At 54.1% G+C, this 16,822-nt stretch carries 14 protein-coding genes; 6 read left to right on the forward strand and 8 right to left on the reverse strand.

Features of this window, described 5'->3' with window-relative positions; translation table 11 throughout:
* Positions 1–178 precede the first annotated feature (178 nt).
* The 8 genes from asnB to I6E40_RS01535 all read right to left on the reverse strand — a co-directional run bounded on the left by asnB (position 179) and on the right by I6E40_RS01535 (position 10,385).
* On the reverse strand, positions 179–1,846 hold the full coding sequence (gene asnB / locus I6E40_RS01500) for an asparagine synthase B (RefSeq protein ID WP_235385082.1): 1,668 nt from the start codon (positions 1,844–1,846) through the stop codon (positions 179–181).
* 608 nt (positions 1,847–2,454) lie between these two features.
* On the reverse strand, positions 2,455–3,123 hold the full coding sequence (locus tag I6E40_RS01505) for an MBL fold metallo-hydrolase (RefSeq protein WP_235385083.1): 669 nt from the start codon (positions 3,121–3,123) through the stop codon (positions 2,455–2,457).
* Positions 3,124–3,153: 30 nt separating this feature from the next.
* The gene (gene rsmG, locus I6E40_RS01510; protein WP_235385084.1) at positions 3,154–3,813 is read right to left on the reverse strand and encodes a 16S rRNA (guanine(527)-N(7))-methyltransferase RsmG; all 660 of its coding nucleotides are present in this window, start codon (positions 3,811–3,813) and stop codon (positions 3,154–3,156) included.
* 40 nt (positions 3,814–3,853) lie between these two features.
* Entirely contained in the window at positions 3,854–4,192 is a 339-nt protein-coding gene (locus I6E40_RS01515) for an L-rhamnose mutarotase (protein WP_235385085.1), read from the reverse strand.
* A gap of 74 nt (positions 4,193–4,266) precedes the next feature.
* A complete protein-coding gene (glf, locus tag I6E40_RS01520; protein WP_235385086.1) occupies positions 4,267–5,403 on the reverse strand; it encodes a UDP-galactopyranose mutase in 1,137 nt (378 codons plus the stop codon).
* Between the two features lie 101 nt (positions 5,404–5,504).
* Positions 5,505–6,293, reverse strand: a complete 789-nt coding sequence (locus I6E40_RS01525; RefSeq protein ID WP_235385087.1) for an MBL fold metallo-hydrolase — start codon at positions 6,291–6,293, stop codon at positions 5,505–5,507.
* A 47-nt stretch (positions 6,294–6,340) separates the two neighbouring features.
* Positions 6,341–8,665: a BamA/TamA family outer membrane protein gene (locus tag I6E40_RS01530; protein ID WP_235385088.1), complete on the reverse strand. Its 2,325-nt coding sequence runs from the start codon at positions 8,663–8,665 to the stop codon at positions 6,341–6,343.
* Positions 8,666–8,933: 268 nt separating this feature from the next.
* Positions 8,934–10,385, reverse strand: a complete 1,452-nt coding sequence (locus tag I6E40_RS01535; protein ID WP_235385089.1) for a Do family serine endopeptidase — start codon at positions 10,383–10,385, stop codon at positions 8,934–8,936.
* A 500-nt stretch (positions 10,386–10,885) separates the two neighbouring features.
* Here I6E40_RS01535 and ispE point away from each other — a divergent pair, with 500 nt between their 5' ends.
* From ispE to rpiB, 6 genes are all read left to right on the forward strand, one after another.
* Positions 10,886–11,728 carry a 4-(cytidine 5'-diphospho)-2-C-methyl-D-erythritol kinase gene (ispE, locus tag I6E40_RS01540; RefSeq protein WP_235385090.1) on the forward strand — a complete coding sequence of 281 codons (843 nt, stop codon included), beginning with the start codon at positions 10,886–10,888 and terminating at the stop codon, positions 11,726–11,728.
* Between the two features lie 84 nt (positions 11,729–11,812).
* Positions 11,813–12,592 (forward strand): EFR1 family ferrodoxin, encoded by a 780-nt coding sequence (locus tag I6E40_RS01545; RefSeq protein WP_235385091.1) that lies wholly within the window; start codon positions 11,813–11,815, stop codon positions 12,590–12,592.
* A 299-nt stretch (positions 12,593–12,891) separates the two neighbouring features.
* Entirely contained in the window at positions 12,892–13,338 is a 447-nt protein-coding gene (locus I6E40_RS01550; RefSeq protein WP_262910820.1) for a DUF4494 domain-containing protein, read from the forward strand.
* Positions 13,335–14,006 carry a YggS family pyridoxal phosphate-dependent enzyme gene (locus tag I6E40_RS01555; protein ID WP_410897021.1) on the forward strand — a complete coding sequence of 224 codons (672 nt, stop codon included), beginning with the start codon at positions 13,335–13,337 and terminating at the stop codon, positions 14,004–14,006. The genes I6E40_RS01550 and I6E40_RS01555 overlap by 4 nt, the downstream gene beginning before the upstream one ends.
* Positions 14,007–14,300: 294 nt before the next feature.
* The gene (locus I6E40_RS01560) at positions 14,301–16,331 is read left to right on the forward strand and encodes a transketolase family protein (RefSeq protein WP_235385093.1); all 2,031 of its coding nucleotides are present in this window, start codon (positions 14,301–14,303) and stop codon (positions 16,329–16,331) included.
* Positions 16,328–16,774, forward strand: a complete 447-nt coding sequence (rpiB, locus tag I6E40_RS01565; protein WP_235385094.1) for a ribose 5-phosphate isomerase B — start codon at positions 16,328–16,330, stop codon at positions 16,772–16,774. The genes I6E40_RS01560 and rpiB overlap by 4 nt, the downstream gene beginning before the upstream one ends.
* Positions 16,775–16,822 lie beyond the last annotated feature (48 nt).

A 16,822-nucleotide genomic window follows, 5' to 3' on the forward strand; every position in this document is an offset into this window, starting at 1 on the left:
GCCAATTTTAGGGATGTTCTATAAATTACGGGATAAGGAACGCTCAAAAGAAAGTGCTTACGTTTTGGTCGCTTTTCGTTTCTTAGCGCGCCCTTTTGTAAGTTTCGTCAGTCAAAATATCATCTCTAAGAAATCCAAAACCAACTCAACCTAATTCCTAGAACATCCTTTTGGTGTCTCAATAGGCTTGTTCGTGAACGCCTGCCACGGCGCGACCGCTGGGGTCGTTGAGGTTTTTGAAGGCGCTGTCCCAGGCAAGCGCTTCGGCGGTGGAGCAGGCAACGGAGGGTACGGAGGGCACGCTGCGGGCAGCACTTTCGCTGGGGAAGTGTTCCTCAAAGATACAGCGATAGTAGTATTCTTCCTTGTTTCTCGGCGGATTGATGGGGAAGCGTTCGGCGGCGTGTTCCATCTGCTCGTCGCTGACGGCGGCGGCAGTGATTTCTTTCAGTGTGTCAATCCAAGAATAGCCGACGCCGTCGGAGAACTGTTCTTTCTGTCTCCAAGCCACGCTTTCGGGAAGATAGTCTGCAAAGGCTTCGCGGAGAATCTTCTTTTCGATGGTTTGTCCCGGGCACATTTTGGCTTCGGGGTTGAGCCGCATGGCGACGTCAAGGAATTCTTTGTCCAGGAAGGGCACGCGTCCTTCCACGCCCCACGCCGAGAGGCTCTTGTTGGCGCGCAGACAGTCGTAGAGGTGGAGTTTTGAAATCTTGCGCACCGTTTCTTCGTGGAAGGCACGTGCGTCGGGCGCTTTGTGGAAGTAGAGATAACCGCCGAAGACTTCGTCGGCTCCCTCGCCGGAGAGCACCATCTTGATTCCCATGGATTTGATGACGCGAGCGAGGAGATACATCGGCGTAGAGGCGCGCACGGTCGTCACATCGTAGGTTTCGATGTGTCGGATGACGTCGTGGATGGCGTCCAAGCCTTCTTGGATGGTGTAGTGAATTTCGTGGTGAACCGTTCCGATGTGGTCGGCGACTTCTCTTGCTTTGGCAAGGTCGGGTGCTCCTTCGAGTCCGACGGCGAAGGAGTGGAGGCGGGGCCACCATGCGTCCTGGCTGTCTCCGCTTTCCACGCGTCGTGCGGCAAATTTGCGTGCGACGGCAGAGATGATGGAACTGTCGAGACCGCCGGAGAGGAGGACGCCGTAGGGCACGTCGCTCATGAGTTGTCTCTTGACCGAAGCCTCGAGTGCTTCGCGCAGTTCGCTGACGGAGGCGGGGTTGTTGGCGACGGCTTCATAGTTTTCCCAGTCGCGTTTGTACCAACGTTCCATGCGTCCCTTGCTTCCGAGATAGTAGTGTCCCGGGAGGAAGGGTTCGTAGCGTTCGCAGAGTCCTTCAAGTGCTTTGAGTTCGCTGGCGCAATAGACTTTTCCGTCCGCGTCAAATCCGATGTAGAGAGGAATCACGCCGATGGGGTCGCGTGCGATGAGGAAGTCGTCCTTTTCTTCGTCGTAGAGCGCGAAGGCAAAGATGCCGTTGAGGTCTTCGAGGAAGTTGATGCCCTTTTCGCGATAGAGGGCGAGGATGACTTCGCAGTCCGAGCCTGTGGCGAAGGGATAGGTGTCGCGGAAGCGGTTGCGGATGTCTTGGTGATTATAGATTTCTCCATTGACGGCAAGCACTTGTTTGCGGTCGGGGGCGAAGAGAGGTTGTCCGCCGCTTTCGGGGTCCACAATGGAGAGTCGCTCGTGGCAGAGGATGGCACTTTTTCCGCAGTGAATGCCGCTCCAGTCGGGACCGCGGTGGCGCAGACGACGACTCATGGTGAGGGCTTTGTTGCGCAAGGCAGAGGGTTCTTCACTTCGGATGTTGAAAATGCAGGCAATTCCACACATGTCAGTTTTCTTGTTTTAGGGGATAGGAAATGTTTTGTAAGTCTTGAACGTCACAGGCGTTCTTTTTGTTAGCATTTGCTGTGTTTTCGCAAACGCGGCGCAAAGATAAGAAGAATTTTTCTGACAAATTGTATAAATCAGACAGAGATTTTAGTAATCCTCAAAAAATAACCTGCATCCTCTTTGAAAATCTTTTCGGTCCATATTTCCTCCCTCATCAGTCACATAGTTACGGCTATGCTGCTTCTTCGGGTGAAAATCTGACCTCGAAAATCTCATTCAAATCTGACGCAACTTATTATTTTCATATTAGGGGTGTTCTATAAATTACGGGGTAAGGAACGTTCAAAAGAAAGTGCTAACATTTTGGTCGCTTTTTGTTTCTTAGCGCGTCCTTTTGTAAGTTTCGTCAGTCACATAGCCCGCTATGCTCCTTCCTCAACTGACAAAAGTTCATCTCTAAGAAATCAAAAATCAACTCAACCTAATTTTTAGAACACCCCATTACTAAAAAAACAGTGGCGGCTTTGGCTACCCGCCGTGACTACCCGCTGACGAAATCGGCGGAAACGGTGGCTTTTTGCAGAAAGACTACGCCCCGACGAGCGTCAGACGTAGGGATTGAAGCGGCGTTCGTGGTCGATGGTCGTGGTGGGACCGTGTCCCGGGAGCACCTCCGTGTCGGGTGGGAGGGAGAGGATTCTTTCTTGCAGGCTCTTCACCAGCAGCGGTCCGTCGCCGCCGGGCAGGTCGCAGCGTCCGATGCTTTCCAAGAAGAGGCTGTCGCCGCTCAGGAGCACCTTCTCTTCGGCGCAGTAGAAACAGATGCCGCCGGGCGTGTGTCCCGGAGTGGCGAGCACTTGGAAGACGTGGTTTCCGCAGGAGAGCGTGTCGCCGTGGCTCACGGTTCGGGCGGCTTGTGGCACCTCCACTCCGAGGTCGCGGTGAAGGAAGAGCGCGGCTTGGCGGGAGGCAGCCTCGAGCGTGGGCAGTTCGTCGGAGGCAATGACGAGCGGTGCACCAAACTTTTCGGCAGCCCATTGCGTTCCCCAGATGTGGTCGAAGTGACCGTGGGTGTTCCACTGTGCGGTGAGGTGCAGGTTTTGGGCTTCGATGCGTTCGGCAATGGCGGCGTGTTCTTCTTCGCTTCGTGCGCCGCAGTCGATGAGGACGGCGTCGCGGGTGTGGGCGTCAAACAGCAGATAGGTGTTTTCCTCAATCATGTTGACGACAAAGCGTTCAATGCAGAGGTTTCCGTTTCGGAGTGTGGTGTTCATAATGTGGATGAATGAAGGGTGGAAAGGGTTTCAACGGGGGAGGTTGGTGGCAGCGGGCACGTAGAGCAGTTTCTTGGTTTCAAAGAAAGGGTGGGCGATGTGGTCGGCGAGCGAGAACTCTTGGATGTTCTTTAGCCCCTGAGTCTCTTCGGTGAGGTCGCCGCCCTTGAGGCAGAGCATGCCGTTGGGCATGGAGGACGCTTTGCCCTTTGCGTCGATTCTTTTGGCGACGAGGGCGTAGAGTTCATCGGCTCGCATGACGGCACGGCTGATGACGAAGTCAAAGCGGCGGCGTTCCTCGGTGACGTTCTCGTGGAGCACCTCCACGTTCTGCAGTCCGACCCCTTCCGCCACGGCGGCTGCGACCTTTGTCTTCTTCCCGATGCGGTCAATGAGGGTGAAGCGGCAGTCCGGAAAGAGCACGGCAAGCGGGATGCCGGGAAATCCTCCGCCGGTGCCGACGTCCAACAGACGGGTGTCGGGTGCGAAGTGGACGAAGCGGGCGATGGCGAGCGAGTGGAGCACGTGGTGAATCATCAGGTTGTCGATGTCCTTTCGCGAAACGACATTGATGCGTGCGTTCCATTCTCTGTAGATCGGTTCGAGGGCAGCGAGGTGTGCGGCGCGTTCGGCGTCAAGTTCGGGGAAGAGCGCGGAGAGAAGTTCGGAGAAGTTTGGAGCGTTGTCCATATAGGGGTGTTCTAAAATATAATAGGGGTGTTCTGAGAAGTTAGTAGAGTCGGAAGATTTGTTCCATGCGTTGCCACTTCTCGGCAGATGAGGCATTTTCGGCGGCTTGTTGGAATTTGGCGGTGAGTGCTTCCCATTCGGTTTGTCGGGGCATGGTTCCCATTTTCGCCATGACCTCGTCGAAGTCTGCGTCGTCGGGCAGTTCGACAATCATGAAGAGGCGTGTTCCTCGCAGCCAGATTTCCATTTCTTGGACTCCGGCGTCACGGATGCCCTGCAGAATCTCCGGCCAGATGCCTTGCGGACTGTGGAGTTCACGGTATTGGCGAATCAGTTCCGGGTCTTCGCGCAGGTCAAGGGTTTGACAGTAGCGTTTCATGCGTATATATATAAATAAGGAGTATATATAAATAAGGAGTATATCTTAAAGTATATCTTAAAAGAGTGTTCTCGTCATTGCGCTTCTTTGCGTGCGGCGTCAAGGGCACAGCGGATGGTCGGTGCCATGTCATAGTAGCGATAGTCCGCGAGTCGTCCGCCGAAGATGACGCGGTCTTGTTGCGCGGCGAGTTGTTTGTAGCGTTCGTGACAGGCGTTTGCCTCCGGTGTGTTGATGGGGTAGAAAGGTTCTGCGCCGGGCGTCCATGCTGCGGGATATTCTTTTGTGATGAGCGTGTGGGGCAGGCGATAGACATCTTCGCCGAAACTCTCGAAGTGTTTGTGTTCAATGATGCGGGTGTAGGGCACGTCGGCTTCCGTGTAGTTCACGACTGCGTTGCCTTGGAAGTTGCTCTCCTCCACTTCGAGATGTTCAAAGCGCAGGGAGCGGTAGGGAAGGTGTCCGAAGCAGTAGTCAAAGAAACGGTCGATGGGACCGCTGAAGACCACTTTCTTCGCCACTTTCATCCATTCCTCGCGCCCTTCAAAGAAGTCTTCGGAAAGTCTGACCTCAATGCCGTTGAGCAGGGAGTCCGTCAGCACGTTGTAGCCTCCCTCGGGGATGCCTTGGAAGGAGTCGTTGAAGTAGTTGTTGTCAAACACGAACCTCACGGGCAGTCGTCGGATGATTTCCGGCGGCAGGGTGTTGGCGGTGCAGCCCCACTGCTTTTCGGTGTAGCCTTTGATGAGTGTGTGGTAGATGTCCTTTCCGACCAGCAGGAGTGCCTGTTGCTCCAAGTTCTGCGGTTGGCTGAGTCCGAGTCGTTGCAGTTCGGCGCGTGCTTCTCGGCGTTGTTCTTCCAACATGGCTTGCGCTTCGGCAGGCGTTTTGACGCCCCACATTTGGTGGAAGGTGTTCATGTTGAACGGCAGGTTGAAGAGTTTACCGCGGTGGATGGCAATGGGCGAGTTGGTGTAGCGGTTGAAGTGGGCGTGTTGGCAGACGAAGTCAATCACCTCGGGGTCGGAGGTGTGGAAGATGTGAGCGCCGTAGTCATGACGGTGAATGCCTCGGATGCAGGGAGAATAAGTGTTTCCCCCGACGTGCGGACGTTTGTCGATGACCAGGCATCGTTTGCCTTGCTGTTTCATCAGATGAGCGAAGACGGAGCCGAAGAGCCCGGCACCCACAATGAGATAGTCGTAGTTCACGGTGAAAAAAGATTTAGATTGGCTTTGGCTTTGGCTTTGGCTTGCCCGTCGACGGAATCGGCGGGAACGGTGGCAATGATGAAATTCCGCCCCGACGAGCGTCAGAGTTCAAAAAGCGGGGTCGGTTCACGTCGCGGCAGCGTGTCCACTTTTGTGTTGAAGCCCTTTTCGGAGAGTGATTCGGAGACGATGCGCCGCGCCAGTTCCGGCAGGTTGTTCTCTGCGCTGAGGTGGCAGAGCCACACCTGTTTCAAGAGAGACGGGTTGGCGTGTTTTGCCACGAAGTCCGCCGTTTCCGTGTTTGCCGAGTGTCCCTTGGGACTCGTGATTCGGTGTTTCAGTCGGGCGGGGTAGGGACCTACTCGCAGCATCTCCGGGTCATAGTTAGCCTCCACGATGAGGTGAGTAGCCCGTTCGATGAAAGGAGCCATTTCGTCGGTGAAGTGTCCGATGTCCGTGAGGAGCACGACACATTTGTCTTCCGTTTCGATGCAGAAGCCGTTGTTGTCTGCGCTGTCGTGTGGCACGTGGATGACGGTGATGCGGAAAGGTCCGAGTTTGAAGCAGTCTCCCTTTTCAAATTCTTTCCGTTGTGCAGCAGGCACTTTTTTGCAGATGTGGTGGTTCACGGCGACCGAGTCGTGGACGGCGGCGGTGGCATAGACCGGCACTTGGAACGCCTCGCTGATGGCTCCGACGCTCTTGGAGTGGTCCGTGTGGTCATGCGTCAGCAGGATGGCTTGGAGGCAGGAGAGTGTCAGTCCATAGTTTGAGAAGAATCGTTTGGTGGTTCTGAAACTCAGCCCGGCATCAAGCAGGATGCCGAAGTTCTCATGAATCAGATAAGCCGAATTTCCGGAACTTCCGGAACCGAAGGAAATATATTCCATGAAAGAATCTGTTCGTTAAGGGGGGTCTCTTCGTCGGCGTCGGTGTCTCAGAACGGCAGTCCGACGGCGAAGTGGAAGGTGAAGTCACGTTTCATTTGCGGATGAATCAGCGGATAGTGTCCTCGTCCGTGAAGTTCGGCGGGGTTCACCGCCTTCATGCCGCCGTCGAAGCGCAGGATGAAATAGTCAAAGTTCAGGCGAAGTCCCAAGCCGTAGGAGACGGCAATCTGTCGGTAGAACGTGTTCCAGTGGAAGAGTCCGTCCTCCATGCCGGCGTAGGAGCGAGTGTTCCAGATGTTGCCCGCGTCAATGAAGAATGCGCCGTGGAGTTTCCAGAAAAGGAAGGTGCGCCACTCTGCGCTGAGGTCCAGTTTGAGGTTGCCCGTTTGGTTGATGAAGTCCACTCTGCCACCTTGTCCGCTGTAGGACCCCGGACCAAGTTCGCGCACGCTCCATCCTCGGACACTGTTTGCGCCGCCCGAGAAGTAGCGTTTCTCGTAGGGCAGAATGTTTGAGTTGCCGTAGGGCAGTCCCAGTCCGAAGGCGGCGTGGAAGGCGAAGGAGTTTCGGGAGTTCAGTCGGAAACTTTTGACGAAGTCGAGGTCAAATTTGACGTATTGTGAGAAATTGATTCCCAAGAAATTGTAGCATCCTTGCGCATCGCGCTCCTTTCCCGAGAGTCGCATGGCGGCGTAGAGGAGATTTCCCGCCGCTTCGACGCCGCCTTTCAACTGAAATCCGTTGGTTTGGTAGAGTCCGCTCGGTCGGTCGGCAGCGTTGCGCATGGAGTTGTAGAGGAAGTTATAGCCTATCTTCATGATGAAGAGGTTCTCGTAACTGTAGCGCAGGACGGCGTAGTGCGGGTCGTCACCTTCGAGATATTGGTTGCGGAACGTTCCCGAAATCCAGGGCATATAGACATAGTCCACGGAGAGCAGGTCCAATTTGTGTTGCAGTCGCGAGTCTGCCGTCTTGAGCCATTTGTAACCCCAGGAAGCGGTGAGCACGCGGCGGTGAAACTCGGGTCGGTCTTGGGAGTCATACATGAGTTTTGCTTCTGACTCCGCTTTCAAGGCTTTGTGAATGCGATATTTGACGAATGGAGCGAGCAGTGTCGGGAAGCGCAGCGAAGCCTCCGCGCTCCATTCGATGAAGTTTTCGTTGGCATAGCCCTCCAAGCCCGTGATGGCTTCAAATGCTCCTCTCAGTTTCAGCGAGAGCAGTTCCGAGCCGCGGAACATGTTTCGGTTGGAGAAGGTCAGCGACGCTGCCGCGCCGAGGTCGCCCGCCGTGTTGGTTCCTTCGAGTTCCAGTCCCACCATGTTAGGCTTCTTTCGTTCGACTCGGATGTCGCAGTCCAGCGCACTGCTGTCGGTCGGCACGGGCGAGATTTTGAAGGTGGCGTGGGCGATGGCAGGGAGTGTGGAAAGGTTGGCATAGGAGTTTCTCACAGCCGAGGCGCGCATCGTGTCGCCCTTTTGCAGATTGATGTGGGAAGCGTAGAGGCGGCTTTTCAGTCGTTGCTTCCCGCTGCTGAAGAGCGTCAGTCCGCGGTAGGTGGTAGAATCCCGCTCCGGCGTTTCGGGCGAGATGTCTTCCCAAATCCTCACTTCGCGCAGATGTTGCACCGTGGTGCTTCGGACGCTGTCGGTTCCCATCGGTACTTCGCAAACCAACGTCAGTGCCACGCCGCGACTGCCTCTCAGCGTGTCAATGTCGAAGGTGACGAACCCATCGTGGATTCCGTAGAATCCTCGGTCGCCCAGTGCTTTCACGATTCTGTTGCGTTCCTCTGCGAGACGGTTCAGGTTCAAGCGCATTCCGCGGCGCAGCAGCGTCTGTGCGGAGTCCTGGCGGAAAGCCTCTCGGTGGGCGGGATTGGTGAAGACGTAGTGCAGATGCTCCACGTAGAAAGGTTCGCCCGGTGTCAACTGATATTCCACCTTCGTCTTGTGTTTCTTTCTGACGACCACCGTGTCGGTGCGAGCGTGGAGATAGCCGTCATTTCGCATGGCACGCGTCAGGTTTTGGGCGGAGAGTGCCGTCAGAGCCTTGTCATAGACCACGGGTGCTTCGCCCATTCTCCGCCAGAAACGCGAAACGCCTTTCTTTGCTTTGACTGAGTCGGCAGAAGAAAGGCAGTAGAGACCAAGCGGCACTTTCCAGAGAGAGAACCACTTCGTGTTGGGCTGTTGACGAACGTAGGGAGAATAGTGTTTCGCAGGAAAATTCTTCTCTGCGGAGGTGAGTTTGATTTCCGACAGAACCGTCTCTCCCTTTGCCAGGAACTTCTTGCTGGAGCAGGAAGTCAGGATGCAGAAGGAGAGAAATGCAAGAAATAGGGTGATGCTATGGAACGTCTGTCGATACATTTCGACCGCAAAGTTAATCTTTTCGCGCCAACCTCGCTTCGTTTTTCGCCCAAACCTCTTCGATGCGCCTCAAAATGGAAGCGAAAGAAGCCAAGTGGCAGTCATTTGACACTCTCTCTTGAACGCTCCTTATTCCATAAGTTATTCTACAGAAAAACAACTGCCCCCAAACCCGGGCGGGCTTGGAGGCAGCGAAGAAAAACTGTATGTTTCAAGTAGAGAAAACACTGTATGTTTCAAGCGAAATCTTTCATCGCGTCGTGTCGTCTCACTTTGAGTTCTTCGTTTCGGGGTCGGAGAGTTCGACGGCGAAAGAGCGTGTGATGCCGCTGAGTGTTTTGGCACGAATCCAGAGCACGCGTTCGGAGCTGAGGTTCGCTTGTTTCACGACGTCTTCGAAGTCCTCGACGGTCTTCATCTCGCGGTCGTTGATTTTGACGATGATGAGTCCCTTGGTCAGTCCGGCTTCCTTGAACTTACCGTCGCGGATGGCGGTGATGAGGAGACCGGAAGAAAGGTTGAGTTCTTCTTTTTCTTTGTCAGTCAGCGGACGCAGGGCGGCTCCCATGGCTTCCGTGTCGAGGTTTTTGAGTGCTGTGGTTGTTCCCTGTGCGTTTCTCAGCGTGAGGGTGACGGTGTGTTCCTTCTTGTCGCGGAGATAGGTCACTTTCACTTTGTCTCCGGGGCGGTGGTTCACGATGGACTCTTGGAGTTCGCCGAATTTCTGGATTTCCTTTCCGTCGATGGCGGTGATGACGTCCCCTTTGCGGAGTCCGGCTTCCTCGGCAGCACCGTCGGCGGTGACTTCGGTGACGTAGATGCCATTGACTGTGCCGTAGTCCGGTGTGCGTCCTTGTTCTTTTTCGGCGTCAATCTGGTTTCTCACTTCGGTTCCTCGGATGCCGATGAGGGCACGCTGCACGGTGCCGTAGGTTTTGAGGTCTTCAATCACCTTGTTCATGATGGAAGTTGGGATGGCAAAACCGTAGCCGCTGTAGGAGCCGGTCTGGGACATAATCATTGTGTTGATTCCGACCAGTTCGCCTTCTGCATTGACCAATGCTCCTCCCGAGTTTCCGGGGTTGATGGCAGCGTCCGTCTGGATGAAACTTTCGATGCTTCCCGCTTTGGCACCGAGGGTGCGCGCTTTGGCGCTGACGATGCCGGCGGTGACGGTGGAGGTGAGGCTGAAGGGATTACCGATGGCGAGCACCCATTCTCCAAGTTTCAGTTTATCCGAACTTCCGACGGTGATGGGTGAGAGGTTTTTGGCTTCGACTTTGATGAGTGCGAGGTCGGTGGTGGCGTCGGTGCCGATGATGCGTGCTTTGTACTCTTGGTTGTCGTTGAGTTTCACGGTGAGTTCGTCGGCGTTTTCAACGACGTGGTTGTTGGTGACGATGTATCCGTCAGCGGTGAGAATGACGCCGGAGCCTGTGCCGGTGCGTTTGGGTGTTTCGATTTTTCTTTCCCGAGTGCCTCCTCCGCGTCCGAAGAAGTCTCCGAATCCGAAGAAGTCTTCGAATGGGTCACGATAGGGCACGGTTTGCATGCGGCTGTTGGTCACGGCTTTGATATAGACCACAGAATTCACGGCACGCTCGGCAGCCACGGTCAGATCAACGTTTCCTGCCACGGGAACGGAGGCTGCCGTTGCCGTGAAAGTGGCAGGTGTCAGAGTGAGAACGAAAGCGGAAAGAATCAGCAGAGTTCGTTTCATGGTGAAAAGTTTTATGTGTTACGGTTGTTTTGAGATTTATGTATTCAAATGATTTATATATTCAAATGATATGTCACTGGCAGGATTTGCGGAGGCAGACAAAAACGCAGAGACAGCCGATGCCCTCCTCAGCGTCAAATCCGCCGCAAAAGTACGATTTCCGTCGCAATGACACTTCAAACCTTGGGTTTACGTCCCCTCGTTTTTTTTCAAAATTAACAGCAGCGCCGTCTGAGATGCTTGCATTGTTAATTATCTGCCGTATTTTCTGTGCTTCTGATGCTTCATTTTCGCTTCGCAGCAGCAAGCGAGAAGGGGCAGGGTGGGGCATATCTCAAAAACAAATACTAATTTTGCGGTCGAATTACACTTGCGAAAGGATTTTCGCGGCTGATGATTCCTATGTCGTTAAGGGGTGTTCTAAAAAATAGGTTGAAAACGTAAACACTTTCTTTTGAACACTCCTTATTCCAATAAGTTTATAGCACACGTCTCAAACCATGCTCACCCTCCCCAACTGCAAAATCAATGTCGGACTGCACGTGGTGGCAAAGCGCCCCGATGGCTTTCATGACCTCGAAACTCTGTTCTATCCCGTGCCCTGGTGTGACGCGCTTGAACTGACACCCGTCATGACCGGAGGGAAGGTGGAGCGCGACAGTGCCATCGAAGGAATCTTTACCCTCAGCGGGCGACGCATCGAGGGGGCGAAAGAGGACAATCTCGTCATGAAAGTCTATCGCGCCATGAGAGAAGAGTTCTCCCTGCCTGCCACCGACATCGTTTTGACGAAGAACCTGCCGACCGGTGCAGGACTCGGCGGAGGGAGCAGCGATGCGGCGTTTACCATGACTGCCCTGAACGAACTCTACGACCTCGGACTTTCGCCCGACGACATGGAACAACGCATGAGCCGTTTCGGTGCCGACTGCGCTTTCTTCGTGAGGAACAAGCCCGCTTTCGCCACCGGCATCGGTGACCAACTCGAGCCGAGTCCTGTTTCGCTGAAGGGAATGTGGATTTTGTTGGTCAAACCCTCCGTGTCCGTCTCCACCGCTGAGGCTTATCGCGGAGTGACGCCTCGTCGTCGCGAGTTCGGACTTCGCGAAGCCCTCTCGCAACCCATTGAAACTTGGTGCGACACCGTCACCAACGACTTTGAAGAACCCGTCTTTGCTGCCCATCCCGAACTTGCAGCCATCAAACAAACCCTCCTCGACATGGGCGCCGCCTACGCCGCCATGAGCGGTAGTGGCAGCACCATCTACGGACTTTTCCGCCGCCCCGTCGAAGAAGCCGAGCGCGTCTTCAAGGACTGCCTCGTGCATGTGGCAAAGTTGTGAGAGAGGGAACCCCCGGTTCCGTCCCTTATATATATAATAATGTGTGGCATGTAAAAATAAATCCCACTTCCTTGACACTCAAACATGATTTTCTATTTCTCCGGCACAGGTAATTCTTTCCGCATCGCCCGCTCGCTGAGCACTGCTCTCGGTGAACGTCTCGCCGACATGACCCGCGTTTCGTTGGAGAATATGTGCGACGACAAGGTCGGTTTTGTTTTTCCCGTCTATGCTTGGGGACTTCCCCGGGTGGTGGAGCAGTTTTTGAAGCGTCTGTCCGGCGTCACCGCTCCGCGCTATGTCTATGCCGTGCTCACCTGCGGCGATGACATCGGACGCACCGACGTCCTGTTGCGAAGGACGCTGCAGAAAGCAGGGTGGGGGCTTCACGCCGTTTTCTCGCTCAGAATGAGAAACACCTACGTCTGTCTTCCCGGTTTTGACACCGACAGCGCAGAAGTGGAGCAAGCCAAAGAGAAGACATGGAAGACCAGACTTGAAGAGGTGATTCAAGTCGTTGAACACGAAGGACGTTCCACTGCTGCCGACCTCATTCCGGGGGCTCTGCCGGGACTGAAGACTTACGTGCTTCGTCCGCTCTTCAATCGTTTCCTCATTTCTCCTTCCCGCTTCCGAGTCGATGAGGCACGGTGCAAACACTGCGGCGCGTGTGCCCAAGTTTGTCCTTTGCAGAACATCTCGCTGGAAAATGCCGACCGCCTGCCGCACTGGGGAAACCACTGCACCCACTGCCTCGCCTGCTATCACGTTTGCACCGCCCATGCTGTGAACTACGGCAGTTTCACGCGCCGAAAGGGACAGGTCAAAGTTTTGAACAGCCGAAACGATATAGGGGTGTTCTAAAAATTACGGGATAAGGAACGTTCAAAAGAAAGTGCTTACGTTTTGGTCGCTTTTCGTTTCTTAGCGCGCCCTTTTGTAAGTTTCGTCAGTCGCATAGCCCGCTATGCTCCTTCCTCAACTGACAAAAGTTCATCTCTAAGAAATCAAAAATCAACTCAACCTAATTTTTAGAACACCCCTAAAGCATAAAGTCTTCAAATCTACACCTCCCTCCACTCCCGCACCTCCCTCCACTCCCGCATAATTCCCGCAAAAACATAGAATCATAATAACCCAAAAATCTCAAAATTCCAATCATCATGAACAATCTTTGGTTTGAATGCAAAGTGAAATATGAAAAGACGCTTGAAAACGGCGCCGTGAAGAAAGTCAATGAACCCTACTTGGTTGATGCCCTCAACTTCACCGAGGCAGAGCGCAGAATCATTGAAGAAATCACGCCCTACATGACCGGCATCTTTGAAGTCAGCGACATCAAGCGTGCCCGCTACGCTGAAATCATTGAAAGTTCCGAAGAGAAAGCAGACCGCTTCTTCCGTGCCAAACTTGTTTTCATCGTGCTCGACGAGAAGTCCGGAAAAGAGAAGAAAACCACCCAAAACATTCTCGTTCAAGCAGCCGACCTCCCCGATGCGCTTCAGAAGCTCGAAGCAGCCATGAAAGGCATTGCTATGGACTACAGCATTGCCTCCCTCGCCGAAACATTGATTATGGACATCTTCCACTACAAACCCGCCGAAAACTGAACGAAACCATGATTCATCTCACTGAGGTCCGGGACACCCTTCCTGAAGGCGTCCAACTCGTGGCTGTTTCCAAGTTTCATCCTGCTGAACTCATTCGCGAAGCCTACGACCAAGGGCAGCGCATCTTCGGAGAAAGCCGTGTGCAGGAACTGCGCGAAAAACAAACCGCGCTGCCCGATGACATCGAGTGGCATTTCATTGGTCATCTCCAGCCCAACAAGGTGAAATACATTGCGCCCTTCATCCGTCTCATCCACGCCGTTGACAGTTTCAAACTGCTCTGCGAAATTGACAAACAGGGGCGCAAGGTGGGAAGAGTCATCGACTGTCTCTTGGAACTTCATCTTGCCGCAGAGGAAACCAAGTTTGGCTTCACGAAAGCAGAGTGCCTTGCCATGCTTGAAGAAGGAGCGTGGCGCGAACTCCGGAACGTGCGACTCACCGGTCTGATGTGCATGGCGAGTCACACCGATGAAGAAGCGCGCATTCGTCAAGATTTTCACGAAGCCTCCGTCTTCTTTGACGAAGTCAAAACCCGCTTTTTTGCAGATGAACCCTCCTTCTGCCAACGCTCCTGGGGCATGTCCGGAGACTATCCCATCGCCATTGAAGAGCGTGCCACACTTGTCCGCATCGGCAGTGCCATCTTCGGTGAACGAGAAGGGTGAGCGACAAAAAGAAGAGTGGAAAAAGAGTAGAATGGGGTGTTCTATAAATTAGGTTGAAAACGTAAGCACTTTCTTGTGATCGTTCCTTATCCCGTAATTTATAGAATACCCCTATACCAAAAATAAAGCCCTTATTTCTCCTCAGCAGACTCAAAAATCTTGTGCAAGCAAGCAGTTTTTATTACTTTTGCAGCGTTTTTAATAGAATAACGAAGTCGCCGTGCGAAGAAAACGGCGTGCGACTTCCTTCAAAAGCGAATTTTTCACCCCATTTGATAACTACGACAATAGGTCATGGTACACTCCACAGATTTAATGAACAGTGCCGCCGACAACATCAGAGTGCTGGCGGCAAGTATGGTAGAACGCGCAAAATCAGGTCACCCCGGCGGAGCCATGGGCGGAGCAGATTTCATCAATGTGCTCTACAGTGAATTCCTCCGTTTTGATCCCGACCATGCCACCTGGCGTTGTAGAGACCGCTTCTATCTCGACCCCGGACACATGTCCCCGATGCTCTATGCGCAACTTGCGCTCATCGGAAACTATTCCATCGATGATCTGAAGAGTTTTCGTCAATGGGGCTCTCCCACGCCCGGTCATCCCGAACGCTGCCCCGAACGAGGCATCGAAAACACCAGCGGACCGCTCGGACAGGGACACACCTACGCCGTCGGTGCTGCCATCGCTGCCAAGGCACTCTATGCTCGCACCGGAAATCCCGGTTTCAATGAAGAGAAGATTTATGCCTACATCTCTGACGGCGGCGTGCAGGAAGAGGTTTCCCAAGGCGCAGGACGCATGGCGGGACACCTCGGACTGAACAACCTCATCATGTTCTTCGACGCCAACGAAATCCAACTCTCCACCGAGACCCGCATGGTCATCTCCGAGGACACCGCCATGAAATATAGAGCATGGAACTGGAACGTCATCGAAATTGACGGCAACGACGTGGAACAGATTCGCCAAGCGCTGACCGAAGCAAACCAAGAAGAAAATCGTCCCACGCTCATCATCGGACACTGTGTCATGGGCAAGGGATGCCGCAAGGCAGACGGCTCCAGTTACGAGCACGACTGCAAAACCCACGGCGCTCCCCTCGGCGGAGACGCCTACATCAACACGGTTCGCAATCTCGGCGCAGACCCCGAAAATCCGTTTGTGATTCGTCCCGAGGTGCGGGAAATGTATGACGCCCGCCTCGCCGAACTCCGCATGCTTACCCAAGAGATGCAAGCCCGTGAGCAGGAATGGGAAAAGGAAAACCCCGAAAAAGCCCAACAACTCAACGATTGGATGAACGGCGTGCTTCCCGAAATTCCCTGGGGTGAGATTCAGCAGAAACCCAATTCCCCGACCCGCAACGGTTCCGCAGAGTGCCTGGCACTTCTCTCTCGTTGCGTGCCCAACATGATTGTCTCCTCTGCCGACCTTTGCAACTCCGACAAAACCGACGGTTTCCTCCGCCACACCACCGAAATCACCCGCGAAAACTTCGCCGGAGGCTTCCTCCAAGCCGGTGTTTCGGAACTCACCATGGCTTGTGTCTGCATCGGCATGATGCTCCACGGCGGCATCATCTCCGCCATGGGAACCTTCTTTGTCTTCTCAGACTACATGAAGCCCGCCATCCGCATGGCTGCTCTCATGGAAATCCCCGTCAAGTTCGTCTGGACACATGATGCCTTCCGCGTTGGCGAAGACGGTCCGACCCACGAACCCGTTGAGCAGGAAGCACAAATCCGCCTCATGGAGAAACTCAAGAACCACTCCGGACGTGACAGCGTTCGCGTCTTCCGTCCCTGCGACGTGCACGCCACCACCCACTGCTGGCGCATGGCGATGGAGAACATGGAGACGCCGACCGCCCTCATCTTCAGTCGCCAAAACATCAAAGACCTGCCCTCCGGCACGGACTACGAAAGCGGCGTGAGACGCGGAGCCTATGAAGTGGTTCACGAAGCCAATCCCGATGTCGTTCTCGTCGCCTCCGGTTCTGAAGTGAGCACCCTCGCCGAAACCGCAGCGCTGCTTGCCAACGACGGCATCAAAGCCCGCGTGGTCAGTTGCCCGAGTGAAGGACTCTTCCGTCGCCAACCCAAGGAATATCAAGAAAGACTCCTTCCCACCGACTTCCCCATCTTCGGTTTGACCGCCGGTCTCCCCATCACTTTTGAAGGTCTTGTCGGCAACAAAGGCAAGGTTCACGGTCTTGAAAGTTTCGGCTTCAGCGCGCCCTACAAGGTGCTTGACGAGAAACTCGGCTACACCGCAGAGAACATCTATCGCGAAGTGAAAGAATATTTGGGAGGTTTGGTATGACACAGACACAGAAACCCCTCGGACTCGCTTCCGACCATGCAGGATTCGAACTGAAGCAGTTTGTCAAGACCTATTTGGACCAACATGCCATCCCCTATAAGGACTATGGCACTCTTTCCACCGATAGTTGCGACTATCCCGACTATGCCCACGCCTTGGCACGTGGCATCGAGAGCGGCGAAGTGGAGAAAGGAATCGCCATCTGCGGCACCGGAGAAGGCATCTCCATGACACTCAACAAACACGCCGCTGTTCGCGCCGCCCTCTGTTGGATTCCCGAAATAGCCAAGATGACTCGTCTCCACAACGATGCCAACGTGCTTGTCCTTGCAGGAAGATACACCACTCCGACTCTCGCCGAACCCATCATCGAAACCTTCCTTTCCACCCCCTTCGAAGGAGGTCGTCATCAACGAAGAATTGAAAAGATGTCCTTAAAATGAATTTTTTGAGCGCGAAATTTCGCAGAACGAACTGAAAACTATAATTTT

Source organism: Prevotellamassilia timonensis (assembly GCF_021531665.1).
GTDB lineage: Bacteria > Bacteroidota > Bacteroidia > Bacteroidales > Bacteroidaceae > Alloprevotella.